The sequence below is a fragment of the Burkholderia sp. CCA53 genome (assembly GCF_001685525.1).
GTDB lineage: Bacteria > Pseudomonadota > Gammaproteobacteria > Burkholderiales > Burkholderiaceae > Burkholderia > Burkholderia multivorans.
Window position 1 is genome coordinate 1,092,961 of record NZ_BDDJ01000001.1, and the last position, 23,222, is coordinate 1,116,182.

The window sequence follows — 23,222 nt, forward strand, 5'->3', positions numbered from 1 at the left end:
TGCGTCCGTTCGCGCGGCGCGTCCGTGTCGCGCGCCGCTGCGACGCGCGGGAAGAACGGTTTCACCGTCACGCCAAGCTCCCCGCTAACGCCGAACGCCCGTCACGGGCGCGGCCGCGCCTGACCGAACGGCCGACTACCGGTGCCTGCCGTGCCGCGCGATCCTGTACGCGTCTCGATCAACGGCGGCCGACGCGCCGGCTCACATGAACTTTCCCGCTTCCCGCACGGCGCCGCGTGCGCCTGCGCCCTCCGACGCAGCGGCCGCGGCCGCTGTGCCCCGCTCGCTCGATGCGGCGCAGCTCGACGATGCGCCTGCGGTGCGCCTGCTCACCGACACGCTGCATGCGGCGCATGCACGCGATGCCTCCGACATTCACATCGAGCCGTTCGAAGGCGGCTGGCGCATCCGGCTGCGCATCGACGGCGTGCTGCACGAGCATGGGCGGCCGCCCGTTCACCTGCGCGACGCGCTTGTCACGCGCATCAAGGTGCTCGCGCGCATGGACATCGCCGAGCGTCGGCTTCCGCAGGACGGCCGGCTGCGGATCGCGCTCGGCGGCGGCACGCGCGGCGACTACCGCGTGAGCTCGCTGCCGACGCTGTTCGGCGAAAAGCTCGTGCTGCGCCGACTCGAAACGCTGCCGCCCGATCTCACGCTCGCCGCGCTCGGCTTCGATGCGCAGCAGGCACGCGCGATGGAAGCCGCGATCCGCGCACCGCACGGCCTCGTGCTCGTCACGGGCCCGACGGGCAGCGGCAAGACGCTGTCGCTGTACTGCGCGCTGCAGATGCTCGATCGCGATGCCCACAACGTCTGCACGGTAGAAGACCCCGCCGAAATCCAGCTCGATGGCATCAACCAGGTCGGCGTCGCGGAAAAAGCCGGCCTCACGTTCGCGACCGCGCTGCGCGCACTGCTGCGGCAGGATCCGGACGTCATCATGGTCGGCGAGATCCGCGATGCCGAAACGGCCGACGTCGCGATCAAGGCCGCGCAGACCGGCCATCTCGTGCTGTCGACGCTGCATACGAACGACGCGCCGGCCGCGATCGCGCGGCTCCTCGACATCGGCGTTGCGCCGTACAACCTCGCGGCCGCGCTGCGCCTCGTCACGGCGCAACGGCTCGTCAGGCGGCTGTGCGTCGGCTGCCGCGTGCCGTCGGACGCGCCGGCCGCGCTGCTGCGCGACGCGGGCTGCGACGCGCCCGCGCTCGAATCCGGATGGCGCCCGTTCGTCGCGCGCGGCTGCGCCGCATGCCACGGCATCGGTTATCGCGGCCGCATCGGCCTGCATCAGACGATGCCGGTGTCGTCGCGGCTCGCCGAACGTATCGTCGCGCGTGCGAGCGTCGGCGAACTCGCGCGATGCGCGGCGGCGGAAGGTGTTCGCAGCTTGCGCGACGCGGCGCTCGCGCGCGTTCGAGATGGCACGACGAGCGTCGCGGAAGCGCTCGCCGCCACGCCGAACGCATGACCGTGCGCACGCCGCCCCGCGAGATGCGCTTCGCCTGGCGCGGCCGTCGCCGCGACGGCACGCCGCGCAGCGGCACCGTCATCGCGTTCGACGCCGCCGCTGCGCGCGCCGGGCTCGCGCGCGACGGCATCGCCGTGCTGTCGCTCGCCGCGCGCGGGCCGGCAAGGCCGCCGACGGCGCGTGCCCGCGACGTCACGCGCTTCACCCGTCAGCTCGCGAGCCTGCTGCAGGCCGGCCTGCCGCTCGCGCCGGCGCTCGACATGCTGTCGCGCACGCGCACGCACGGCGGCCTGCCGCGCATCGCCGCCGGCCTGGCGCGCGAGATCGTCGACGGGCAGCGCTTCGCGGCCGCGCTCGCGCTGTACCCGTCGCAGTTCGGCACGCTGTATCGGCAACTGATCGAGGTCGGCGAAGCGTCGGGCGCACTCGGCACGGTCCTGATGCGCATCGCCGAGCATCGCGAACGTGCGGACGCGCAATGGCGCAAGCTGCGCACGGCGCTCGCCTATCCGGCCGTCGTGATCCTGTTCGCACTCGCGATCGCGGCCGCGCTGATGGTGTGGGTCGTGCCGACCTTCCGGCAGATCTTCGACGGTTTCGGCACCGCGCTGCCGGCGCCGACCCGTGCGCTGCTCGCGCTCTCGTCCGCGCTGTCGGCATCGGGCGGCGCATTGGCCGCCGGCGCCGCCGCAACTGCGCTCGCCACGCAATACGCGTTGCGGCGCTCGCCGACGCTGCGATACGCGCTCGCGCGGCAGGCGTTGCGCGCGCCGCTCATCGGCGACACGCTGACGCGATACGCGGCCGCGCGCTGGTGCCGCTCGCTCGCGACGCTGCTCGGCGCCGGCGTGCCGCTCGCCGACGCGTTCGCGACGCTCGAACGAACGGCCGGCCACCCCGTGTTCGAACGGGCGAGCACGCAGATCGCCGCGCGCGTGCTGCGCGGCGCACGCCTGGCCGACGCGATGCAGGCGAGTGACTGCTTCCCGGACGACATCGTGCAGCCGATCGCCGTCGCCGAAGAAACCGGCGCGCTCGACACGATGCTCGCGGACATCGCGACGTTGTCCGAACATCAGCTCGACGCACGTATCGACACGCTGGCCGCACTCGGCGAACCGCTGATCGTGATCGTGCTCGGCGCGCTCGTCGGCGGGCTCGTAATCGCGATGTATCTGCCGATCCTTCAGCTCGGCAACGTGGTGTAGCATCGCAGCGCACTGTCGCCCTTTTTGTCGGAACCCCTCAGCATCATGACGCCCGCGCCCCTGTACGCCGCCTCTTCTGCGCCCGAGAGCACGCTGCTCGCCCTGGCGATGCTGCCGCCTGCCGCGCAGTATGTGTTCGCGGTCGTGCTCGGCCTGTGCGTCGGCAGCTTCGTCAACGTGGTCGTGCACCGGTTACCGGTGATGATGCAGCGCGCGTGGCAGCGCGAGATTGCCGACGCAACCGGCAATGCGGCGGCCGCACCCGACGACGGCTATCCGCTGCGCTACGACCTCTGCCGTCCGCGCAGCGCCTGCCCGCATTGCGGCCACGTGCTGCGCGCGTGGGAAAACATCCCGCTCGTCAGCTATCTGCTGCTGCGCGGGCGCTGCAGGCAGTGCAGCCGTCCGATCGGCGCGCGCTATCCGCTCGTCGAGCTGGCCGGCGGCCTGCTCGCGGCCGGCTCGCTCGCGGCCTTCGGGATGACGGGCACCGCGCTGGCCGCGTTCGGCCTGTGCGCGGCGCTGCTCGCGATGAGCGCGATCGACATGCGCACCGGCTACCTGCCCGACTCGATGACGCTGCCGCTCTTGTGGGCCGGCCTCGTGCTGAATCTCGGCGGCACGTTCGCGTCGCTGCGTTCGGCGGTGATCGGCGCGATGGCCGGCTATCTGTTCCTGTGGTCGATCTACTGGCTGTTCAAATGGCTGCGCGGCATCGAGGGCATCGGCTTCGGGGACCTGAAACTGCTCGCGGCGCTCGGCGCGTGGCTCGGCTGGGCCGCGCTGCCGCAGGTCGTGCTGTTCGCAGCCGTGACGGGCGCGCTCGTCGGGCTCGTCGCGACCTGGCGCGGCCGCATGCGTTTCGAGGAGCCGATTCCGTTCGGCCCGTTCCTTGCGGCCGGCGGGGCGGCTACGCTGTTTTTCGGCACCCCTTTTTATTCCGCGCTCGGAGGCTGACACATGTTTTCAGTGGGACTCACCGGCGGTATCGGCAGCGGCAAGACGACCGTCGCCGATCTGTTTGCCGCGCGCGGCGCGTCGATCGTCGATACCGACGTGATCGCGCACCGTATTACCGCGCCGGGCGGTCTCGCGATGCGCGAGATCGAGCGTACGTTCGGGCCGGATTTCGTCGCCGCCGACGGCTCGCTCGATCGCGCGAAGATGCGCGCGCTCGTCTTCAGCGACGACGCTGCGCGCCGCCGCCTCGAAGCGATCACGCACCCGCTGATCCGCGCGGAAACCGATCGCGAAGCGCGCGAAGCGCAAGGCGCGTACGTGATATACGTCGTGCCGCTGCTCGTCGAATCGGGCAACTGGAAGGCGCGTGCCGACCGGATACTCGTCGTCGACTGTCCGGTCGAGACCCAGATTGCGCGCGTGATGCGGCGCAACGATTTCACGCGCGAGCAGGTCGAAGCGATCATCGCGCGGCAGGCGACGCGCGAGGCGCGTCTTGCCGCGGCCGACGACGTGATCGTCAACGACGCGGCGACGCCGGCGGCACTCGCCGCGCAGGTCGATGCACTGCACCAACGCTATCTGCAGCACGCGGCAACGATGCGCTAACGATGCGTTGAACGCGCGCGCACTCGTGATGGCGTACGAAATTGGCGCGTTGCTAGGGTAGAGTGTGAGCATTAGAATGTCCTGCATTGTTTCCATCCCTATCCGAGAGGCGAGCGCGCTTGATTCTTTACGAGTATCCGTTCAATGAGCGAATTCGCACGCTGCTGCGCCTCGAAGACTTGTTCGAGCGCTTCGCGTTCTTTTTGGCTCAAGAGGACCCGCGGGAACATCACGTCGCGCTGACGACGCTGTTCGAAATCGCCGAGGTGACGGGCCGCGCGGACCTGAAATCGGATCTGATGAAGGAGCTCGAACGTCAGCGCCAGACGCTCGCGCCGTTTCGCGGCAATCCCGGCATCGAACAGAACGCGCTCGAAGCCGTGCTCGGCGAGATCGAGCAGACGCTCGCCAATCTCGCGCAAATGCAGGGCAAGACGGGGCAGCATCTGGTCGACAACGAATGGCTCGCGAGCATTCGCAGCCGCGCGGTGATCCCCGGCGGCACCTGCAAGTTCGACCTGCCGTCGTACTACGCATGGCAGCAATGGCCCGCCGAGCAGCGGCGCCAGGACATCGCGAAGTGGATCATGCCTTTGCTGCCGCTGCGCGACGCGGCGACGATCGTGCTGCGGCTCGCGCGCGAATCGGGTCAGGCGTCGAAAGTGATGGCGATGCAGGGCAGCTATCAGCAGATGCTGTCCGGCCGCAGCTATCAGCTGATGCAGGTGCGTGTGCCGCGCGAACTGCACGTGATACCGGAAGCGAGCGCGAACAAGTACATGCTCTGGGTGCGGTTCACGATGCAGGACGGCGACGTGCGGCCGCGCGCGGTCGACATCGACGTGCCGTTCCAGCTGACCTTGTGCAATCTGTAACGGCCGCGTGCCGGATCGTTTTTTCGTATGGTTACCGTTGTCAAATGTCCGTCGTGCGGCGTAGCGGTGCGCTGGACGCCCGAGAATCAATTCCGTCCGTTTTGTTCGGCCCGCTGCAAACAGCTCGACCTCGGTGCATGGGCGTCCGAAAAGTACCGGATCGGCGGCTCGGACGATGCGCCGCTGTCCGATGAGGACGGCACGGACGAACGCCGCGACAACTGAGCGGCGCGCGACGCCGCCGGGTATGCGAAGCGATCGGCCGCACGGGCCGGCCGCGGCGACGTCAGCGTGACGCCGCCTCCTGCTCGAGCAGTGCCAGCACCGGCAGCGCCGCGGGCAGCAGCGGCGCGACGTCGACCGGCAGCGGCTGCCAGACGAACGCCTGCCCTTCCTTGCTGTGCGGCTCGCCCGTCCAGCCCGTGACCTTGCAGAAATACAGCCGCACGTACGCGTGCGGATAGTCGTGCTCGAGCGTGTGCCAGCGGTGGCTCGCCGTGACGACGATGCCGAGTTCCTCGTGCAGTTCGCGCGCGAGCGCGTCCTCGACGCTCTCGCCGGCCTCGAGCTTGCCGCCCGGAAATTCCCAGTAGCCTTCGTACGGCTTGCCCTGCAGCCGCTGCGCGAGCAGGTAGAGGCTGCGGCCGGTCGCGTCGTCGGACTGCACCATCACGCCGACCGCGACTTCGGTCACCTTGCGCCCGTCGGGTGCGTGCGCGGCGGACGCCACGCCATCGACGCCGCTCATGCCTGCTCCTTGCGGCCCGACCAGTCGCGCGCGAATTGCCATGCGACGCGTCCCGAACGCGACCCGCGCTCGAGCGCCCACACGAGCGCGTCGCCGCGCGCGGTCTCGATTTCCGCTTCCGGGCAACCGAAATGGCGCAGCCAGTGCGCGACGATGTCGAGATAGTCGTCCTGCTTGAACGGGTAGAAGCTGACCCACAGCCCGAAGCGCTCGGACAGCGAGATCTTTTCCTCGACAACCTCGCCCGGATGGATTTCGCCGTCCGGCAGGTGCTTGTACGTCTCGTTGTCGCTCATGTACTCGGGCAACAGATGGCGGCGGTTCGACGTCGCGTAGATCAGCACGTTGTCCGATTGCGCGGCGATCGAGCCGTCGAGCGCGACCTTCAGCGCCTTGTAGCCCGACTCGCCGTCCTCGAACGACAAGTCGTCGCAGAACACGATGAAGCGCTCGGGGCGCGGCGAGATCAGCTCGACGATGTCGCCGAGATCGTGCAGATCGTCCTTGTCGACTTCGATCAGGCGCAGCCCGTCGTTCGCGAACGCGTTCAGGCACGCCTTGATCAGCGACGACTTGCCGGTGCCGCGCGCGCCCGTCAGCAGCACGTTGTTGGCCGGCTTCTTCTGGACGAACTGCCGCGTGTTCTGCTCGATCAGCCCTTTCTGGCGATCGATGTTGTGCAGATCGTCGAGCGTGATCGTCGACACGGCCGGCACCGGCTGCAGATAGCCGCGCCCCTGGCGCTTGCGCCAGCGGAACGCGTGCGCCGCGTTCCAGTCGACGGCTGCCGGCGCGGGCGGCAGCATGGATTCGAGGCGGCCGAGCAGCGCTTCGGCCCGCGTCAGAAATTGTTCGAGCTTGTCCATGTCGTTCGAGCGCCCCCGATCAGGAGCGGTAATCCGCGTTGATGCTCACGTAATCGTGCGACAGGTCGCACGTCCAGATCGTTGCTTGCGCGTCGCCGCGGCCGAGCAGCACGCGGATCGTGATCTCGCTCTGCTTCATCACGCGCTGGCCGTCCTCTTCCCGGTAGGCCGGGTTGCGGCCGCCCGCCTTCGCGACGAGGACGTCGTCCAGATACAGGTCGATCTTGTCGACGTCGAGATCCGCGACGCCCGCGTAGCCGATCGCCGCGAGAATCCGGCCGAGGTTCGGGTCCGATGCGTAGAACGCCGTCTTGACGAGCGGCGAGTGGCCGATCGCATAGGCGATCTGCCGGCACTCGGCGACGCTGCGCCCGCCTTCGACCTGCACCGCGATGAACTTCGTCGCGCCCTCGCCGTCGCGCACGATCAGCTGCGACAGCGTCTGCGCGAGCGCCGTGACCGCATCGCGCAGCGCCGCGTAGGCCGGCGAGTCGGTCGACGTGATCGCCGGCAGCGTGCTCTTGCCGGACGCGATCAGCATGAACGAGTCGTTCGTCGACGTATCGCCGTCGATCGTGATGCAGTTGAACGAGCGGTCGGCGACTTCCTTCACGAGCGTGTCGAGCACCGGCTGCGCAACCGCTGCATCGAAGGCGAGGAAGCCGAGCATCGTCGCCATGTTCGGCTTGATCATCCCCGCGCCCTTGCTGATGCCCGTCAGCGTGACCGTGTGGCCGTCGATCGTCACGCGGCGCGACGCGGCCTTCGGCAGCGTATCGGTCGTCATGATCGCCTGCGCGGCGTCGTACCAGTTCGCGGCAGCGCGGTTCGCCAGCGCGGCCGGCAGGCCCGCCTTCAGCCGATCGATCGGCAGCGGTTCGAGGATCACGCCGGTCGAGAACGGCAACACCTGCGACGGCTCGATGCCGGCCAGACGCGCGAGTTCGGCGCAGGTTTCGCGCGCGTTCGCAAGGCCCGGCTCGCCCGTGCCCGCATTGGCGTTGCCCGTATTCACGACGAGCGCGCGGATCCCCGCGCCGCCCGCGCGCACCTTCGCCAGATGCTCGCGGCATACGGTGACGGGCGCCGCGCAAAAGCGGTTCTCGGTGAACACGCCGGCGACCGTCGCACCTTCGTCGACGGAGATGACGAGCACGTCCTTGCGATTCGGCTTGCGGATGTTCGCTTCGGCCCAGCCGAGCGTGACGCCGGCGACGGGATGCAGTTGGGCGGGATCGATCGACGGAAAATTGACAGCCATGGGGCACACCTGCCGAAAGGAAAATGCCGGCGCGCGCCGGCATCGATTGGACGAACCGGCGGCCGCTCGCGCGCGCCGCCGCAACTCAGATCACTGACGTCAACCCAACACGACGCGGCGCACAGGGCACGCCGCGCCGCCGATCATGACAGCTTGCCGTGACAGTGCTTGTACTTCTTGCCGCTGCCGCACGGGCACGGGTCGTTGCGGCCGACCTTCGGCATTTCGCCGCCGGGGCCGCTGTGCGCCATCGCGCTGCCGACCATGTCGGCCGTCGCGGCGGCCGCGGCGACCGCCGCACCGCCGGCCGCCGGCGCGCCGGCTTCCGCGAACTCCGCGTGCTGATACTCGACGTTCTCGAGATGGCTGCTGCGCTCCTCGATCTGCTCGGCCGCCTCTTCGAGCTGCTCCGGCGACTGGATCTGCACGTTCATCACGATCCGCGTGACTTCCTGCTTGATCGCCTCGAGCATCGCTGCGAACAGCTCGAACGCCTCGCGCTTGTATTCCTGCTTCGGATTCTTCTGCGCGTAACCGCGCAGGTGGATGCCCTGACGCAGGTGGTCGAGCGCCGCCAGGTGCTCGCGCCACAGGCGGTCGACCGTCTGCAGCATGACGGAGCGCTCGAACGCGCTGAACGATTCGCGGCCGACCAGCGCAACCTTCGCTTCGTACTGCTCGTCGGCGGCCGTCGTCACCGCGTCGAGGATCTCGTCCGCCGTGATCGACGACGACTCGTTCACCATTTCCTGAATCGCCAGATCGAGCTGCCAGTCGTTGCGCAGCGCTTCCTCGAGCTCAGGCACGTCCCACTGCTCTTCGATGCTGCCTTCCGGCACGAACTGGCGGACGACGTCGGCGATCACGCTGTGACGCATCGCGGTGATCGTCTCGGTGATGTCGTGCGCTTCGAGCAGTTCGTTGCGCTGCTGGTAGATGACCTTGCGCTGGTCGTTCGCGACGTCGTCGTACTCGAGCAGCTGCTTGCGGATGTCGAAGTTGCGCGCTTCGACCTTGCGCTGCGCGGACTCGATCGAACGCGTGACGATGCCGGCCTCGATCGCCTCGCCTTCGGGCATCTTCAGACGATCCATGATCGCGCGCACGCGGTCGCCCGCGAAGATGCGCAGCAGCGGATCGTCGAGCGACAGATAGAAGCGCGACGAGCCCGGATCGCCCTGACGGCCCGCACGGCCGCGCAGCTGGTTGTCGATCCGGCGCGACTCGTGCCGCTCGGTGCCGATGATGTGCAGGCCCCCGGCCGCCTTCACCTGCTCGTGCAGCGATTCCCACTCGTCATGCAGCTGCTGGATGCGGCGCGCCTTCTCGTCGGCCGGAATCGACTCGTCGGCCTCGATGAACGCGGCCTGCTTCTCGACGTTGCCGCCGAGCACGATGTCGGTGCCGCGGCCGGCCATGTTGGTCGCAATCGTGATCGCGCGCGGGCGTCCGGCTTCCGCGACGATCGCGGCTTCGCGCTCGTGCTGCTTCGCGTTCAGCACTTCGTGCGGCAGCCCGGCCTGCTTCAGCAGGTGCGACAGCAGCTCCGAGTTCTCGATCGACGTCGTGCCGACGAGCACCGGCTGACCGCGCTCGTAGCAGTCGCGGATGTCGCGGATCACCGCGTCGTAGCGCTCCTTGGCCGTCTTGTAGATCTGGTCCTGCTTGTCGATCCGCTTCGGCGGACGGTTGGTCGGAATCACGACCGTCTCGAGACCGTAGATCTCGTTGAATTCGTACGCTTCGGTATCGGCGGTACCGGTCATGCCCGCGAGCTTCGCGTACATCCGGAAGTAGTTCTGGAACGTGATCGACGCGAGCGTCTGGTTCTCGCTCTGGATCTTCACGTGCTCCTTCGCCTCGACCGCCTGATGCAGGCCGTCGGACCAGCGGCGGCCCGCCATCAGGCGGCCCGTGAATTCGTCGACGATGACCACTTCGCCGTTCTGCACGACGTAGTGCTGATCCTTGTGGAACAGCGTGTGCGCGCGCAGCGCCGCGTACACGTGGTGCATCAGCGTGATGTTCTGCGGCGCGTACAGGCTTTCGCCCTCGCCGATGAGGCCCCACTCGGCGAGCAGGCGCTCGGCCTTTTCGTGGCCCGACTCGGTCAGGAACACCTGGCGCGACTTCTCGTCGAGCGTGTAGTCGCCCGGCTTCTCGACGCCAGTGCCGTCGGCCTTCTCCTCGCCGATCTGGCGCTCGAGCAGCGGCGGCAGCGCGTTCATCCGCACGTACAGCTCGGTGTGATCCTCGGCCTGGCCGGAGATGATCAGCGGCGTGCGCGCCTCGTCGATCAGGATCGAGTCGACTTCGTCAACGACTGCAAAGTTCAGTGCCCGCTGCACGCGCGCGCCGGTCTCGTAGACCATGTTGTCGCGCAGGTAGTCGAAGCCGAACTCGTTGTTCGTGCCGTACGTGATGTCGGCCGCGTACGCCTGCTGCTTCTGGTCGTGCTCCATCCCGGACAGGTTGATGCCGACCGACAGACCGAGGAAGTTGTAGAGGCGCGCCATCCATTCGGCGTCGCGCTGCGCGAGATAGTCGTTGACCGTCACGACGTGCACGCCGCGGCCCGACAGCGCATTGAGGTAGACGGGCAGCGTCGCGACCAGCGTCTTGCCTTCGCCGGTGCGCATTTCGGCGATCTTGCCGTAGTGCAGCACCATGCCGCCGATCAGCTGCACGTCGAAGTGGCGCATCTTCAGCACGCGGCGGCTCGCCTCGCGGCAGACCGCGAACGCTTCGGGCAGCAGCTTGTCGAGCGACTCCCCGGCCGCGACACGCTGGCGGAATTCGTCCGTCTTGCCGCGCAACTGGTCGTCCGTCAGCTTCTCGATCTGCGTTTCGAGCGCATTGATCGCCGCGACGGTCTTTTGGTATTGCTTGACGAGCCGCTGGTTGCGGCTGCCAAAAATTTTCTGGAGAAAACCGGTTGTCATCGGATCGGATCCTGCGTCGCAGCACCGGCGCCCGGCGCGTGTTGCGCGCCCCGACGCCCGAGCCCCGGCGGCTTAGCGAATGGGTGGACTCAAACGTCGAATTTTAGCACGCGAGGGCGCACGCGCCCGTGTCTCGGCGGGATCGCGGTTGCGCGCCGCATGCGCGTCGCGAGCGCCGAAACCCGCGCGGGCGCGGGCCGGCGCGAGTACAATCGGCGGCAACCTCCGCGCGCGTGCGCGCCCGAAGAATGACTCGATGACCCGCTTTTCCAACCGTTTCGGCCCGCTCCCCGCGTATCGCCCGCAGCCCGTGTCCGAAGTGCTCGGCCGCGCCGATGCCTTCGCCGCACTGCGCGCCGGCGTCGAGCAGGTCGCGTCGCTGCAGCGCGACCTCGCCGCGTTGCTGCCCGACTATCTGGCGGCGCACGTCGAACCGGGCTTCGTGAAGGACGGCACCCTGACCCTCTTTGCCGCCCACAACGCGCTCGCGGCCCGCTTGCGGCAGGTCGAACCGCGCCTGCTCGCCGATCTGCAAAAACGCGGCTGGCCCGTGTCGACGCTGCGCGTGCGCGTGCGGCCGAAGGACGCGCCGGAACCGGCGCCGCAGAAGCAGGCGCGCATGACGCCAGCCGGCGCGGCCGCGTTGCGCGATCTGGCCGACCATCTCGCGCCGTCGCCGCTGCAGGCCGCGCTCGCGCGGATGGCCGCGCGCCACGGCGCGAAGAAGACGCCGCGCTGAGCACGCGGCGCGCAAGCGAAACGCAATAAAAAAGCGGCCCGCAGGCCGCTTTTTTTACAGATTCGACTTGCCGCGCTTACGCGAAGGCCGTCTGCGTATCGAACGCGAAGCCGCTCGGCGCAGCTTGCGGATCGTCGAACGTGACGATCTCGTAAGCGTCCTCGTGTGCGAGCAGTTCGCGCAGCAGCGCGTTGTTCAGCCCGTGCCCCGACTTGTACGCGGTGTACGACGCGAGCAGCGGATGGCCGACCACGTACAGATCGCCGATCGCATCGAGCATCTTGTGCTTCACGAATTCGTCGTCGTAGCGCAGGCCGTCGTTGTTCAGGATGCGGTACTCGTCGAGCACGATCGCGTTGTCCATGCTGCCGCCGCGCGCCAGGCCCAGTTCGCGCATCATCTCGACTTCGTGCGCGAAGCCGAACGTGCGCGCGCGCGCGATCTCGCGCACGTACGACGTGTTCGCGAAGTCGACCTCGAGCGCCTGGCCCGTCTTGTCGACCGCCGGATGACGGAAGTCGATCGTGAATTTCAGCTTGAAGCCGAAGAACGGATCGAGACGCGCGAACTTGTCGCCGTCGCGCACTTCGACCGGCTTCTTGACCTTGATGAAGCGCTTCGGCGCATTCTGCTCTTCGATGCCGGCCGACTGGATCAGGAACACGAACGATGCCGCGCTGCCATCCATGATCGGGATTTCCTCGGCCGTCACGTCGACATACAGGTTGTCGATGCCGAGCCCCGCGCACGCGGACATCAGGTGCTCGATCGTCGACACGCGCGCGCCATCCTTCTGCAGCACCGATGCGAGCCGCGTGTCGCCGATCGACATCGCGCTGGCCGGAATATCGACGGGCGTGGGCAAGTCGACGCGCGAAAACACGATCCCCGTGCCCGGCGCGGCGGGACGGAGCGTCAGTTCGACCTTGCGGCCCGAGTGGAGACCGATACCGACGGTCTTCACGATCGATTTGATGGTGCGCTGCTTCAGCATGATGTTCTTTGTCTTGATTGAAGATTCCAATCAGGAGTTATCTTCGATAGGCGTGATTATAGCGTAATTCCCTATTCAACGCCGTTTGAAACTGCGTATCAATCTGTTTCGACTGTTTACCCGCGCCGATACGGGACGGGCCGATGCCCGGAACGGAGGCGTTTCCGGTCATCGGCCCGTGTTACAACTGCCCCGAGCGCGGTAAGCGGCGTTGCCGGCAAGCAACGGCGCACCGCACGATCAGGACGTCAACGTCGCGAGCACGCTCGCCGCATCGCTCACTTCGAATTTGCCCGGCGCTTCGACGGCCAGCGTCTTGACCACACCGTCGTCGACCACCATCGCGTAGCGCAGGGAACGGATTCCCATGCCACGCGCGGACAAATCCTGCGTCAGCCCCAGCGCATGAGTGAAAGCCGCGCTGCCGTCCGCCATCATGCGCACCTTGCCCGCGGTGTGCAGATCACGTCCCCATGCGCCCATCACGAATGCGTCGTTGACGGACACGCACCAGATCTCGTCGATGCCCGCCGCGCGCAAGCGCTCCGCGTGCTCGACATAGCCCGGCACATGCTGCGCCGAGCAGGTCGGCGTGAAAGCGCCCGGCAATCCGAAGATCACCACACGCTTGCCCGCGACCTGTTCGCGCACGCTGAAGGCGTTCGGCCCCAGCGTGCAGCCCTCGCGCGCGTCGTCGACGAATTCGAACAGTTGCGCGTCGGGCAGCGCGTCGCCCACTTGAATCATGGCTGGTCCCTCATAGCGATACGGTTTTTCGGCATGTTGCGGACAGCACGACCCACCCCGCTTCGCGCAAGCGAAGAGGGCACGTCTCCCGGCCCGGCGTCGTCTCGACGCGGCCTGTTGCGGTTCGTGGCATCCGTCACGCCGGCGTTACCGCGGCGACACCGCCGCGGCTTCGCCTGTGTATGCGTCAGTCGGCCTGCTTGCGCAGGAAAGCCGGAATGTCGTACGTGTCGACACCCTTCTCCTGCAGCGCCTGCACGTGCGATGCCGCGGTTTCGCGCGAGTTGCGCCACACCGCCGGCGTGTCGAGCGCGCCGTAGTCTGCCGTGCTGACGTGGTGCGGCTGTGCGTAGCCGTGCGAAACCGCGTTGACCGGCTGGTTGTCGGTACCGGTGCGCAGCAGCGTCATCGGTGCCGACTGCTGCTTCTTCGCCGCACGGCCCAGACCCGTCGCCACGACCGTCACGCGCAGCGCATCGCCCATCGCGTCGTCGTACACCGCACCGAAGATCACCGTCGCGTCTTCCGCCGCGTAGCTCTTGATCGTGTTCATCACTTCGCGCGTTTCCGACAGACGCAGCGAACGGCTCGACGTGATGTTGACCAGCACGCCGCGCGCGCCCGACAGATCGACGCCTTCGAGCAGCGGGCTCGCCACGGCCTGTTCCGCCGCGAGGCGCGCGCGATCGACGCCGGCGACCGTCGCCGTGCCCATCATCGCCTTGCCCTGCTCGCCCATCACCGTCTTCACGTCTTCGAAGTCGACGTTCACGAGACCGTCGACGTTGATGATTTCCGCGATGCCGGCCACTGCGTTGTTCAGCACGTCGTCCGCGCACTGGAAGCACTTGTCCATCTCGGCGTCGTCGCCCATCACGTCGAACAGCTTGTCGTTGAGCACGACGATCAGCGAATCGACGTGATCCTCGAGCTGCTGCGAACCGGCTTCCGCGACGCGCATGCGCTTGCCGCCTTCGAACTCGAACGGCTTGCTGACCACGCCGACGGTCAGAATGCCCATCTCCTTCGCGATCTGCGCGACGACCGGTGCCGCGCCCGTGCCGGTGCCACCGCCCATGCCGGCCGTGATGAACACCATGTGCGCGCCGCGCAGTGCGTCGGCGATGCGCTCACGCGCTTCCTCGGCCGCTGCACGGCCCATTTCCGGCTTCGCGCCGGCGCCAAGGCCGGTATTGCCGAGCTGGATCACCGACGGTGCACGCGAACGCGACAGCGCCTGCGCATCCGTGTTCATCACGATGAAGTCGACGCCTTGCACGCCGCGGTTGATCATGTGCTGCACGGCATTGCCGCCAGCGCCGCCAACGCCGACCACCTTGATGATGGTGCCGTTGGTTTCGGTTTCCAGCATTTCGAATTCCATTGTTGCCTCCGTCAAGAAAATTACCGCTACTCGGCCGTTATTCGGCAGGAGATCGGGCAACCCCCTGTCGCGCGCCAGCCGCCGGCACCAGCGCGAATTTCGATTCGGTTCTCCGCACGCTCGGTTTGCCGAGCCGCGCGGCGCTTAAAAATTGCTCAGGAACCACTCCTTCATCCGCGAGAAGATCTGCCCCGCGTTGCCGGACTGCACCGCAACCTTGCGGCCGCGCATGCGCTGCGCGCTGCCTTCGACGAGCAGCCCCATCGCCGTCGAATAGCGCGGATTGCGCACGACGTCGGCAAGACCGCCCGCGTACTCGGGCGCACCGATGCGCACCGGCTTCAGGAAAATGTCCTCGCCGAGCTCGACCATGCCCGGCATCATCGCCGCGCCGCCGGTAATGACCACGCCGGAGCTCAGCAGTTCTTCGTAACCCGATTCGCGCACGACCTGCTGCACGAGCGAGAACAGTTCCTCGACGCGCGGCTCGATCACGGCCGCGAGCGCCTGGCGCGACAGCGTGCGCGGACCGCGCTCGCCGAGACCCGGCACTTCGACCATCTCGTCCGGATCGGCGAGTGCCTGCTTCGCGATTCCGTAGCCGACCTTGATGTCTTCCGCATCGGGCGTCGGCGTGCGCAGCGCCATCGCGATGTCGCTCGTGATCTGGTCGCCGGCGATCGGAATCACGGCCGTGTGACGGATCGCGCCTTCCGCGAAGATCGCGATGTCGGTCGTGCCGCCGCCGATGTCGACGAGCACCACGCCGAGATCCTTCTCGTCTTCGGTCAGCACCGCGAGCGACGACGCGAGCGGCTGCAGGATCAGGTCGTTCACCTCGAGCCCGCAGCGGCGCACGCACTTGACGATGTTCTGCGCGGCGCTGACCGCGCCCGTCACGATGTGCACCTTCACTTCCAGCCGGATCCCGCTCATCCCGATCGGCTCGCGCACGTCTTCCTGCCCGTCGATGATGAATTCCTGCGTGAGGATGTGCAGCACCTGCTGGTCCGTCGGGATGTTGATCGCCTTCGCGGTCTCGATCACGCGCGCGACGTCCGTCTGCGTGACTTCCTTGTCCTTGATCGCGACCATCCCGCTCGAATTGAAGCTGCGGATATGGCTGCCCGCGATGCCGGTGAACACGTTGGTGATCTTGCAGTCGGCCATCAGCTCGGCTTCCTCGAGCGCGCGCTGGATCGATTGCACGGTGGCCTCGATGTTGACCACCACACCTTTTTTCAGACCCTTCGATTCGCTCTGGCCCAGACCGATCACCTCGTAATGGCCTTCGCCCTTCAGCTCGGCGACGATGGCCACCACCTTCGACGTGCCGATGTCGAGGGAAACCAGCAGATCCTTGTAGTCTTTGCTCATAAAGTGCTCTTGCGTGTGATCTCTCGTTACTTCTTGCGCTTGTCGGTATCGGTCAGGAACCGCATGCTTGCCGCGCGAATCGCGAATCCGTTCGGATAGCGCAGGTCCGCGTACTCGATGTCGTTGCCCCAGCGCTCCGTGACCGCCGGCCACGCGGCGACGAGGCGCTGGCTCCGGTCATGCAGCGTGTCGTTGTTGCGCTCTCTGCCCAGCTCGACCTGCATCCCGTTCGACAGCTTCACCGTCCACGCGTAGCGCGCCGACAGCGTCACTTCTTCCGGCGCCGCCTTCAGCGGCGCAAACCATTTCTCGAAGTCGCGATACCGCGCGACGACTTCCTTCGCACTGCCCTCCGGGCCGTCGAACGCGGGCAGTTCCCGATCGAGCTCGCCCTGGTTCGCGGTGAACAGCTCGCCGTCGACGCTCACGAGCTGGCTGCTGCCCCAGGTACCGAGCGGCTTGTACTCTTCCAGCGTCACGGCGAGCGCGTTCGGCCACACGCGGCGCACGCTCGCGTGCCGCACCCACGGCATCTGCTCGAACGCGGCGCGCGCCGTGTCGAGATCGACCGTGAAGAAGTTGCCCTTCAGCCGGCCGACGAGCCCCGCACGCACCGTCGGCGTGTTGATGTGCTCGGTGTCGCCGTCGATCCGTATCTCGCGCAGCGTGAACGTCGGACGCTGAATCAGCCAGTAGCAGCCGGCCGCCGCCAACACGAGCAGCAGCAGCGCGTACAACGCGCTGGCGGCAAGGTTGAGTTGGCGAACGTTGTTCCACATACGTGTTCCGTTTCCGCGTCAGTCGTTGAGCGTGAGCGACAGCACCTTCACGACCAGTTCCGAATAGCTGATGCCGATTGCGCGCGCGGCCTTCGGCGGCAGCGAGTGGTCGGTCATGCCCGGTGCCGTGTTCACTTCGAGGAAGTACGCGTTGCCGGCCGCGTCGAGCATGAAGTCCGCCCGGCCCCAGTCGGTGCAGCCGAGCACGTCGAACGCGCGGCGCGCGAGGCGCTTCAGCTTCGCTTCCTGGTCGGCCGGCAGCCCGCACGGGATCAGGTATTGCGTGTCGTCGGCCACGTACTTCGCGTGATAGTCGTAGAACTCGCCCGCCGGCACGATCTTGATCAGCGGCAGATCGAGATCGCCGGCGATGCACGCCGTGTATTCACCTCCGCCTTCGATGCTCTTCTCGACGATCACGATCTTGTCGTGCGTCGCGGCTTCCGCGAGCGCGGCCGGCAGCGCGTCGGCCGTCTTCACCTTCAGCACCGCGACGCTCGAGCCTTCGCTCGCCGGCTTCACGAACAGCGGCAGGCCGAGCTTCGCGACGATCTCGGTCGCGCGCGCGGCGTAGTCGTCGTCGCGCATCACCGTCTCGAACGGCGGCGTCGGCACGCCCGTCTGCTGCCACACGAGCTTCGTGCGGAACTTGTCGAGCCCGAGCGCCGAGCCGAGCACGCCGCTGCCCGTGTAGCGAATGCCGTAGAAATCGAGCGCGCCCTGGATCTGGCCGTTCTCGCCGTAGCCGCCGTGCAGCGCGTTGAACGCGCGCACGAAGCCTTCGTCCTTCAGCGCCGACAGCGGCCGCTCGGCCGGGTCGAACGGATGGGCGTCGACGCCTGCGTCGCGCAGCCCCTGCAGCACGAGGCGGCCCGAGGTGAGCGACACCTCGCGCTCGGCGGATTCGCCGCCGAACAACACCGCCACCTTGCCGAAACGTTTCGGATCGATCCCGCTCATGTCATCCCTTCTGTTGCGTGTTCTGCACGATCTTCGCCGGCACGCCGCCGATCGAACCCGCGCCCATCGTGATTACTACGTCGCCGTCCTGCGCGACCTTCGCCAGTGCCTCCGGCAACGCGTCGACCGTCTCGACGAACACCGGTTCCACCTTCCCCGCCGCGCGCAGCGCGCGCGACAGCGCGTCGCCGTTGGCCGTCGCGATCGCCGCCTCGCCGGCCGCATACACTTCGGTCAGCACCAGCGCGTCGACCGTCGACAGCACGTTGACGAAATCGTCGAAGCAGTCGCGCGTGCGCGTATAGCGGTGCGGCTGGAACGCGAGCACGAGCCGGCGGCCGGGGAACGCACCGCGTGCGGCCGCGATCGTCGCGGCCATCTCGACCGGGTGATGACCGTAGTCGTCGATCAGCGTGTAGCGGCCGCCGTCGGCGGTCGGCACGTCGCCGTAGCGCTGGAAGCGCCGGCCGACGCCGTTGAATTCGGCCAGCGCCTGCTGGATCGCGTCGTCCGACACGCCGAGATCGGTCGCGATCGCGATCGCCGCGAGCGCGTTCTGCACGTTGTGCAGGCCCGGCAGGTTCAGCACGACCGCGAGCGGCGTGCGTCCTTCGCGGATCACCGTGAAATGCATGCGACCGTCGCGCGCGTCGATGTCCTCCGCGCGCACCTGCGCGTCGGCCGACAGGCCGTAGCGCACGACCGGCTTCGAAATGAACGGGATGATCTGCCGCACGTTCGGATCGTCGACGCACACGACCGCGCTGCCGTAGAACGGCAGGCGCTGCGTGAATTCGATGAACGCCTGCTTGAGCCGCGCGAAATCGTGGCCGTACGTATCCATGTGATCGGCGTCGATGTTCGTGATCACTTCGATCACCGGATACAGGTTCAGGAACGACGCGTCGGATTCGTCGGCCTCGGCGACGATGAAGTCGCCGGTGCCGAGCCGCGCGTTCGCGCCGGCGCTGATCAGCCGGCCGCCGATCACGAACGTCGGGTCGAGGCCGCCCGCGGCGAGCACGCTCGCGACGAGGCTCGTCGTCGTGGTCTTGCCGTGCGTTCCGGCGATCGCGATCCCCTGCTTCAGGCGCATCAGTTCCGCGAGCATCACCGCGCGCTGCACGATGGGCACGCGCTGCGCGCGCGCGGCCAGCACTTCCGGGTTGTCCGAGCGCACGGCCGTCGACACGACGACCGCGTTCGCGCCTTCGATGTTCGCCGCGTCATGGCCGATCGCGATCCGCGCACCGAGCGCAGCCAGGCGATCGGTCACCGCGTTGCGCGCGAGATCCGAGCCGCTGACCTGATAGCCGAGATTGACGAGCACTTCCGCGATGCCGCTCATGCCCGCGCCGCCGATCCCGACGAAATGAATGTGTTTGACGATGTGTTTCATTGCAATGATTCCAGGTTCGCGCCGGCTACCGTCGCGCACACGCGCGCGACTTCGTCGGTAGCCTCGGGCTTTGCCAGCGAGCGCGAACGCTCCGCCATCGCCGCGAGCGACGCCCGCGACTGGCCGCGCAGCCAGTCGGCGAGCAGTTCCGCCGACAGGTCGCGTTGTTGCACCAGCACCGCGGCACCCGCATCGGCGAGGAACGCGGCGTTGGTCGTCTGGTGATCGTCGACCGCGTACGGGAACGGCACGAACAATGCCGCGACGCCCACCGCCGCGATTTCCGACACCGTCATCGCACCGGAGCGGCAGATCACGAGATCGGCCGCCGCATACGCGGCCGCCATGTCGTCGATGAACGGCACGAGCCGCACGTCGTCGCCGGCCGCGAAGCCGGCGGCTTCGTAATTCGCCTTCAGCGCGTCGATGTGCTTGGCGCCCGCCTGATGCACGACGCGCGGACGCTCGCCCGGCGCGAGCAGCGCCAGCGCACGCGGCACGACTTCGTTCAGCGCGGCGGCGCCCAGGCTGCCGCCGACGACCAGCACGTTGAGCGGGCCGCTGCGCGCCGCATAGCGTGCTTTGGGCGGTTCCGTGCGCGCAAGTTCCGCGCGAATCGGATTGCCGGTCCATTCGGCGTGCGGCAGCGCGCCGGGAAACGCGACCAGCACGCGCTTCGCGAACTTCGCGAGCACCTTGTTCGCGAGGCCCGCGATCGAATTCTGCTCGTGCAGCACGAGCGGACGGCCCGACAGCGCGGTCATCACGCCGGCCGGGAACGTGATGTAGCCGCCCATGCCGAGCACGACGTCAGGCCGCACGCGGCGCAGCGCGCCGAGACTCTGCGCGCAGGCACGCAGCAGGTTGAACGGCAGTGCGAGCTTGGTCTTCAGCCCTTTGCCGCGCAGCCCGCCGAAGCGCACGTATTCCATCGGAATCCCGTGCTTCGGCACGAGCGTCGCTTCCATCCCGGCCGGATTGCCGAGCCACACGACGCGCCAGCCCGCCGCTTCCATCCGGTGCGCGACCGCGAGCCCCGGGAACACGTGGCCCCCGGTGCCGCCTGCCATCACCATCAGCGTGCGTCGCGACGCGGTCATACCTTCCCTCCGCGCATGAGCACCCGGTTCTCGTAGTCGACCCGCAGCAGCACCGCAAGCGCGACGCAGTTCAGCAAAATGCCCGAGCCACCGTAGCTGACGAGCGGCAATGTCAGGCCCTTCGTCGGCAGCAGCCCGAGGTTCACGCCCATGTTGATGAACGCCTGCGCGCCGAACCAGATGCCGATGCCCTTCGCCATCAGCCCCGCGAACGTGCGGTCCAGCGCGAGCGCCTGACGGCCGATCTCGAACGCGCGGCGCACGATCCAGTAGAACAGCAGGATCACGACCAGCACGCCGACGAAACCGAGCTCCTCGCCGATCACCGCGAGGATGAAGTCGGTATGCGCTTCCGGCAGGTAGTTCAGCTTCTCGACGCTGCCGCCGAGACCGACGCCGAACCACTCGCCGCGGCCGAATGCGATCAGCGAGTGCGTGAGCTGGTACGCCTTGCCCTGCGCGTAGCGCTCGTCCCACGGATCGAGATACGCGAAGATCCGCTCGCGCCGCCACGGCGACAGCCACACGAGCATCGTGAACGTGCCGATCGCGGTCGCGACGAGGCCGCCGAACAGCTTGCCGTTCACGCCGCCGAGGAACAGCACGCCCATCGCGATCGCCGCGACCACCATGAACGCGCCCATGTCCGGTTCGAGCAGCAGCAGCGCGCCGACGAGGCCGACCGCGAACGCCATCGGCAGAAAGCCCTTCGCGAAGCTCTGCATGTATTCCTGCTTGCGCACCGTGTAGTTCGCCGCGTAGATCGTCACCGCGAGCTTCATGATTTCCGACGGCTGCATGTTCGTGATGCCGAGCGGAATCCAGCGCCGTGCGCCGTTCACGCCCTTGCCGACGTGCGGAATCAGCACGATCACGAGGCCGACGAGCGCGATCAGGAAAAGGTGCGGCGCGTACTTGTCCCACGTCGACACCGGCACGCGGAACGCAATCACCGCCGCGATGAACGCGACGACGAGCGAGACGACGTGGCGCATCAGGAACGCGTAGTCGTGATACTGCGCGTACTTCGGCGAATCGGGCATCGCGATCGACGCCGAATACACCATCACGACGCCGAGCCCGAGCAGCGCGATCGCGACCCACAGCAGCGAGTAGTCGAAATCGAGCATCCGCGAGCGGCTCGGGCGCACGCCGTTGACGACGCTCGCGAGGCCGCCGGTCGCCGCGCGCGTGGCCGACGCGACGCGGCCGCCCGCGGCATTGCCGCCGGCATCGCGCCGGTCGTTGAAACGGGAGACGAGGCGATCGGACCAGCTCATGGCGTCGCTCCTTTGTCGGTGGCGAGTTCGTCGACCGCCGCACGGAACACGTCCGCCCGGTGGGCATAGTTGCGGAACATGTCGAGGCTCGCGCATGCGGGCGACAGCAGCACCGCGTCGCCGGGCTCCGCGAGCGCCGCCGCCGCGTGCACGGCCGCTTCGAGCGTCGGGTGCTCGGCGAGCGGCACGCCGGTTTCCGCAAGCGTGTCGCGGATCGCCGGCGCATCGCGGCCGATCAGCATCACCGCACGGCACCAGCGCGCGACCGGCGCGACGAGCGGCGCGAAATCCTGGCCCTTGCCGTCGCCGCCGGCGATCAGCACGGTCTTCTGCGCGAGCCCGTCGAGCGCGGCGACCGTCGCGCCGACGTTCGTACCCTTGCTGTCGTCGACGTAATCGACGTCGTCGATCGTCGCGATCACTTCGACGCGATGCGCTTCGCCGCGGTATTCACGCAGCGCGTGCAGCAGCGGCGCGGCCGGCAGATCGATCGCGCGCGCGAGCGCGAAGGCGGCCAGCGCGTTCGCCGCGTTGTGCAGCCCGCGGATGCGCAGCGCGTCGGCCGGCATCAGCCTCTTGTGCGCGATATCGGGCGTATGCGCGTCGCGCTTGCGACGGCGCGTCGTCGTCGCCGTTTCGTCCGGTGCGTCGCGATCGATCGCTTCGACGAGCCATGCGATGCCGTTGTCGCGCGACAGCCCGTAATCGCCGTCCTGCGTCGGCTCGTTCAGGCCGAACGTGATCGTGCGCGGCGCGTCGGCCGCGCCGGCTGCCGGTGCGAACTTCATCACGACCGGATCGTCGCGGTTCAGCACGCGCGTCGTCGTCGCGCCAAAGATCCGGCCCTTCGCCGCCGCGTACGCGTCGAAGCTGCCGTGCCAGTCGAGATGATCCTGCGTGATGTTGAGGATCGCGGCCGCATCGGGCGCGAACGTGCGCGCGGTTTCGAGCTGGAAGCTCGACAGTTCGAGCACCCAGACGTCGGGCAGCGCCGTGTCGTCGATGGCGGCCGCGAGCCGGTCGAGCATCGCCGGGCTGATGTTGCCGGCCACCGCGACCTTCCTGCCCGCGCGCTGGCACAGCAGGCCCGTGAGGCTCGTCGTCGTCGTCTTGCCGTTCGTGCCGGTGATCGCGAGCACCTTCGGCTGATAGCCGCTCGTGCCGAGCGCGCGCAGCGCCTGCGCGAAGAATTCGAGTTCGCCCCATACGGCGACGCCGCGCTCGTTCGCCGCCGCGAGCAGCGTCGCGAGCGCCGGCTCGAGCGGCGACAGGCCGGGGCTCAACCCGACGATCTCGACGCCGCCGTCGAGCAGCGCGGGCCCGAACGGCCCGCCGACGAATTCAGCGTCGATGCCTTCGGCGCGCAGTGCGGCAAGGTTCGGCGGCGCCTCGCGGGTATCGGCAATGCGCAGCCGGCACCCGTGCCTCGCGCACCACCGCGCGATCGCGAGGCCCGATTCGCCGAGCCCCAGCACAAGCACCATCGGCCGTTGCCGATCTCCAAACATCTCGCCAGA

General features: G+C 67.9%; 21 protein-coding genes. 7 read left to right on the top strand and 14 right to left on the bottom strand.

Going from position 1 to position 23,222, the window contains the following annotated elements:
- Nucleotides 1-205 precede the first annotated feature (205 nt).
- The 6 genes from BCR55_RS05055 to BCR55_RS05080 all read left to right on the top strand — a co-directional run bounded on the left by BCR55_RS05055 (nucleotide 206) and on the right by BCR55_RS05080 (nucleotide 5,354).
- Nucleotides 206-1,477, top strand: coding sequence for a GspE/PulE family protein (locus tag BCR55_RS05055; protein WP_006408715.1), 1,272 nt, complete (start codon nucleotides 206-208; stop codon nucleotides 1,475-1,477).
- Entirely contained in the window at nucleotides 1,474-2,685 is a 1,212-nt protein-coding gene (locus BCR55_RS05060; protein WP_059940556.1) for a type II secretion system F family protein, read from the top strand. The genes BCR55_RS05055 and BCR55_RS05060 overlap by 4 nt, the downstream gene beginning before the upstream one ends.
- Nucleotides 2,686-2,730: 45 nt before the next feature.
- Nucleotides 2,731-3,642 (top strand): A24 family peptidase, encoded by a 912-nt coding sequence (locus BCR55_RS05065; RefSeq protein WP_053297663.1) that lies wholly within the window; start codon nucleotides 2,731-2,733, stop codon nucleotides 3,640-3,642.
- Between the two features lie 3 nt (nucleotides 3,643-3,645).
- Nucleotides 3,646-4,254 (top strand): dephospho-CoA kinase, encoded by a 609-nt coding sequence (gene coaE / locus BCR55_RS05070; protein WP_006407630.1) that lies wholly within the window; start codon nucleotides 3,646-3,648, stop codon nucleotides 4,252-4,254.
- Between the two features lie 119 nt (nucleotides 4,255-4,373).
- Nucleotides 4,374-5,129 carry a cell division protein ZapD gene (gene zapD, locus BCR55_RS05075; protein ID WP_006400426.1) on the top strand — a complete coding sequence of 252 codons (756 nt, stop codon included), beginning with the start codon at nucleotides 4,374-4,376 and terminating at the stop codon, nucleotides 5,127-5,129.
- A 27-nt stretch (nucleotides 5,130-5,156) separates the two neighbouring features.
- Entirely contained in the window at nucleotides 5,157-5,354 is a 198-nt protein-coding gene (locus tag BCR55_RS05080; protein ID WP_006400427.1) for a DNA gyrase inhibitor YacG, read from the top strand.
- Between the two features lie 61 nt (nucleotides 5,355-5,415).
- Here BCR55_RS05080 and BCR55_RS05085 read toward each other — a convergent pair whose 3' ends face one another.
- The 4 genes from BCR55_RS05085 to secA all read right to left on the bottom strand — a co-directional run bounded on the left by BCR55_RS05085 (nucleotide 5,416) and on the right by secA (nucleotide 10,946).
- A complete protein-coding gene (locus tag BCR55_RS05085) occupies nucleotides 5,416-5,877 on the bottom strand; it encodes an NUDIX domain-containing protein (RefSeq protein ID WP_006409614.1) in 462 nt (153 codons plus the stop codon).
- Entirely contained in the window at nucleotides 5,874-6,743 is an 870-nt protein-coding gene (locus BCR55_RS05090) for an ATP-binding protein (protein WP_006407632.1), read from the bottom strand. The genes BCR55_RS05085 and BCR55_RS05090 overlap by 4 nt, the downstream gene beginning before the upstream one ends.
- A gap of 19 nt (nucleotides 6,744-6,762) precedes the next feature.
- Nucleotides 6,763-8,004: a bifunctional glutamate N-acetyltransferase/amino-acid acetyltransferase ArgJ gene (gene argJ / locus BCR55_RS05095; RefSeq protein ID WP_053297664.1), complete on the bottom strand. Its 1,242-nt coding sequence runs from the start codon at nucleotides 8,002-8,004 to the stop codon at nucleotides 6,763-6,765.
- 143 nt (nucleotides 8,005-8,147) lie between these two features.
- Complete coding sequence (gene secA, locus BCR55_RS05100; RefSeq protein ID WP_006407635.1) at nucleotides 8,148-10,946, bottom strand: preprotein translocase subunit SecA; 2,799 nt, start codon at nucleotides 10,944-10,946, stop codon at nucleotides 8,148-8,150.
- A gap of 256 nt (nucleotides 10,947-11,202) precedes the next feature.
- On the opposite strand from secA, the gene BCR55_RS05105 reads away from it, so the two are divergent.
- Nucleotides 11,203-11,685, top strand: coding sequence for a DUF721 domain-containing protein (locus BCR55_RS05105; RefSeq protein ID WP_006400433.1), 483 nt, complete (start codon nucleotides 11,203-11,205; stop codon nucleotides 11,683-11,685).
- Nucleotides 11,686-11,761: 76 nt separating this feature from the next.
- Here BCR55_RS05105 and lpxC read toward each other — a convergent pair whose 3' ends face one another.
- From lpxC to murD, 10 genes are all read right to left on the bottom strand, one after another.
- Nucleotides 11,762-12,679, bottom strand: a complete 918-nt coding sequence (gene lpxC, locus BCR55_RS05110) for a UDP-3-O-acyl-N-acetylglucosamine deacetylase (RefSeq protein WP_012214184.1) — start codon at nucleotides 12,677-12,679, stop codon at nucleotides 11,762-11,764.
- A gap of 240 nt (nucleotides 12,680-12,919) precedes the next feature.
- The gene (locus tag BCR55_RS05115) at nucleotides 12,920-13,426 is read right to left on the bottom strand and encodes a peroxiredoxin (protein ID WP_006407636.1); all 507 of its coding nucleotides are present in this window, start codon (nucleotides 13,424-13,426) and stop codon (nucleotides 12,920-12,922) included.
- Nucleotides 13,427-13,613: 187 nt separating this feature from the next.
- On the bottom strand, nucleotides 13,614-14,810 hold the full coding sequence (gene ftsZ / locus BCR55_RS05120; protein ID WP_006400436.1) for a cell division protein FtsZ: 1,197 nt from the start codon (nucleotides 14,808-14,810) through the stop codon (nucleotides 13,614-13,616).
- 144 nt (nucleotides 14,811-14,954) lie between these two features.
- Nucleotides 14,955-16,187, bottom strand: coding sequence for a cell division protein FtsA (ftsA, locus tag BCR55_RS05125; protein WP_006400437.1), 1,233 nt, complete (start codon nucleotides 16,185-16,187; stop codon nucleotides 14,955-14,957).
- Nucleotides 16,188-16,213: 26 nt separating this feature from the next.
- Nucleotides 16,214-16,966: a cell division protein FtsQ/DivIB gene (locus BCR55_RS05130; protein ID WP_006400438.1), complete on the bottom strand. Its 753-nt coding sequence runs from the start codon at nucleotides 16,964-16,966 to the stop codon at nucleotides 16,214-16,216.
- 18 nt (nucleotides 16,967-16,984) lie between these two features.
- Nucleotides 16,985-17,926, bottom strand: coding sequence for a D-alanine--D-alanine ligase (locus BCR55_RS05135; protein ID WP_065494268.1), 942 nt, complete (start codon nucleotides 17,924-17,926; stop codon nucleotides 16,985-16,987).
- Nucleotide 17,927: 1 nt separating this feature from the next.
- Nucleotides 17,928-19,325 (bottom strand): UDP-N-acetylmuramate--L-alanine ligase, encoded by a 1,398-nt coding sequence (murC, locus tag BCR55_RS05140; RefSeq protein WP_065494269.1) that lies wholly within the window; start codon nucleotides 19,323-19,325, stop codon nucleotides 17,928-17,930.
- Complete coding sequence (gene murG, locus BCR55_RS05145; RefSeq protein WP_006407640.1) at nucleotides 19,322-20,425, bottom strand: undecaprenyldiphospho-muramoylpentapeptide beta-N-acetylglucosaminyltransferase; 1,104 nt, start codon at nucleotides 20,423-20,425, stop codon at nucleotides 19,322-19,324. The genes murC and murG overlap by 4 nt, the downstream gene beginning before the upstream one ends.
- On the bottom strand, nucleotides 20,422-21,705 hold the full coding sequence (ftsW, locus tag BCR55_RS05150) for a putative lipid II flippase FtsW (protein ID WP_006400442.1): 1,284 nt from the start codon (nucleotides 21,703-21,705) through the stop codon (nucleotides 20,422-20,424). The genes murG and ftsW overlap by 4 nt, the downstream gene beginning before the upstream one ends.
- On the bottom strand, nucleotides 21,702-23,213 hold the full coding sequence (gene murD, locus BCR55_RS05155; protein ID WP_053297666.1) for a UDP-N-acetylmuramoyl-L-alanine--D-glutamate ligase: 1,512 nt from the start codon (nucleotides 23,211-23,213) through the stop codon (nucleotides 21,702-21,704). Before murD ends, ftsW begins: the two co-directional genes overlap by 4 nt.
- Nucleotides 23,214-23,222 lie beyond the last annotated feature (9 nt).

Excerpts from the sequence above, each read along its gene's own strand:
- BCR55_RS05055 (WP_006408715.1), top strand. The coding sequence starts at position 206 with ATGAACTTTCCCGCTTCCCGCACGGCGCCGCGTGCGCCTGCGCCCTCC.
- BCR55_RS05060 (WP_059940556.1), top strand. The coding sequence starts at position 1,474 with ATGACCGTGCGCACGCCGCCCCGCGAGATGCGCTTCGCCTGGCGCGGC.
- BCR55_RS05065 (WP_053297663.1), top strand. The coding sequence starts at position 2,731 with ATGACGCCCGCGCCCCTGTACGCCGCCTCTTCTGCGCCCGAGAGCACG.
- coaE (WP_006407630.1), top strand. The coding sequence starts at position 3,646 with ATGTTTTCAGTGGGACTCACCGGCGGTATCGGCAGCGGCAAGACGACC.
- BCR55_RS05080 (WP_006400427.1), top strand. The coding sequence starts at position 5,157 with ATGGTTACCGTTGTCAAATGTCCGTCGTGCGGCGTAGCGGTGCGCTGG.
- BCR55_RS05085 (WP_006409614.1), bottom strand. The coding sequence starts at position 5,877 with ATGAGCGGCGTCGATGGCGTGGCGTCCGCCGCGCACGCACCCGACGGG.
- BCR55_RS05090 (WP_006407632.1), bottom strand. The coding sequence starts at position 6,743 with ATGGACAAGCTCGAACAATTTCTGACGCGGGCCGAAGCGCTGCTCGGC.
- argJ (WP_053297664.1), bottom strand. The coding sequence starts at position 8,004 with ATGGCTGTCAATTTTCCGTCGATCGATCCCGCCCAACTGCATCCCGTC.
- secA (WP_006407635.1), bottom strand. The coding sequence starts at position 10,946 with ATGACAACCGGTTTTCTCCAGAAAATTTTTGGCAGCCGCAACCAGCGG.
- BCR55_RS05105 (WP_006400433.1), top strand. The coding sequence starts at position 11,203 with ATGACCCGCTTTTCCAACCGTTTCGGCCCGCTCCCCGCGTATCGCCCG.
- lpxC (WP_012214184.1), bottom strand. The coding sequence starts at position 12,679 with ATGCTGAAGCAGCGCACCATCAAATCGATCGTGAAGACCGTCGGTATC.
- BCR55_RS05115 (WP_006407636.1), bottom strand. The coding sequence starts at position 13,426 with ATGATTCAAGTGGGCGACGCGCTGCCCGACGCGCAACTGTTCGAATTC.
- ftsZ (WP_006400436.1), bottom strand. The coding sequence starts at position 14,810 with ATGGAATTCGAAATGCTGGAAACCGAAACCAACGGCACCATCATCAAG.
- ftsA (WP_006400437.1), bottom strand. The coding sequence starts at position 16,187 with ATGAGCAAAGACTACAAGGATCTGCTGGTTTCCCTCGACATCGGCACG.
- BCR55_RS05130 (WP_006400438.1), bottom strand. The coding sequence starts at position 16,966 with ATGTGGAACAACGTTCGCCAACTCAACCTTGCCGCCAGCGCGTTGTAC.
- BCR55_RS05135 (WP_065494268.1), bottom strand. The coding sequence starts at position 17,926 with ATGAGCGGGATCGATCCGAAACGTTTCGGCAAGGTGGCGGTGTTGTTC.
- murC (WP_065494269.1), bottom strand. The coding sequence starts at position 19,325 with ATGAAACACATCGTCAAACACATTCATTTCGTCGGGATCGGCGGCGCG.
- murG (WP_006407640.1), bottom strand. The coding sequence starts at position 20,425 with ATGACCGCGTCGCGACGCACGCTGATGGTGATGGCAGGCGGCACCGGG.
- ftsW (WP_006400442.1), bottom strand. The coding sequence starts at position 21,705 with ATGAGCTGGTCCGATCGCCTCGTCTCCCGTTTCAACGACCGGCGCGAT.
- murD (WP_053297666.1), bottom strand. The coding sequence starts at position 23,213 with ATGTTTGGAGATCGGCAACGGCCGATGGTGCTTGTGCTGGGGCTCGGC.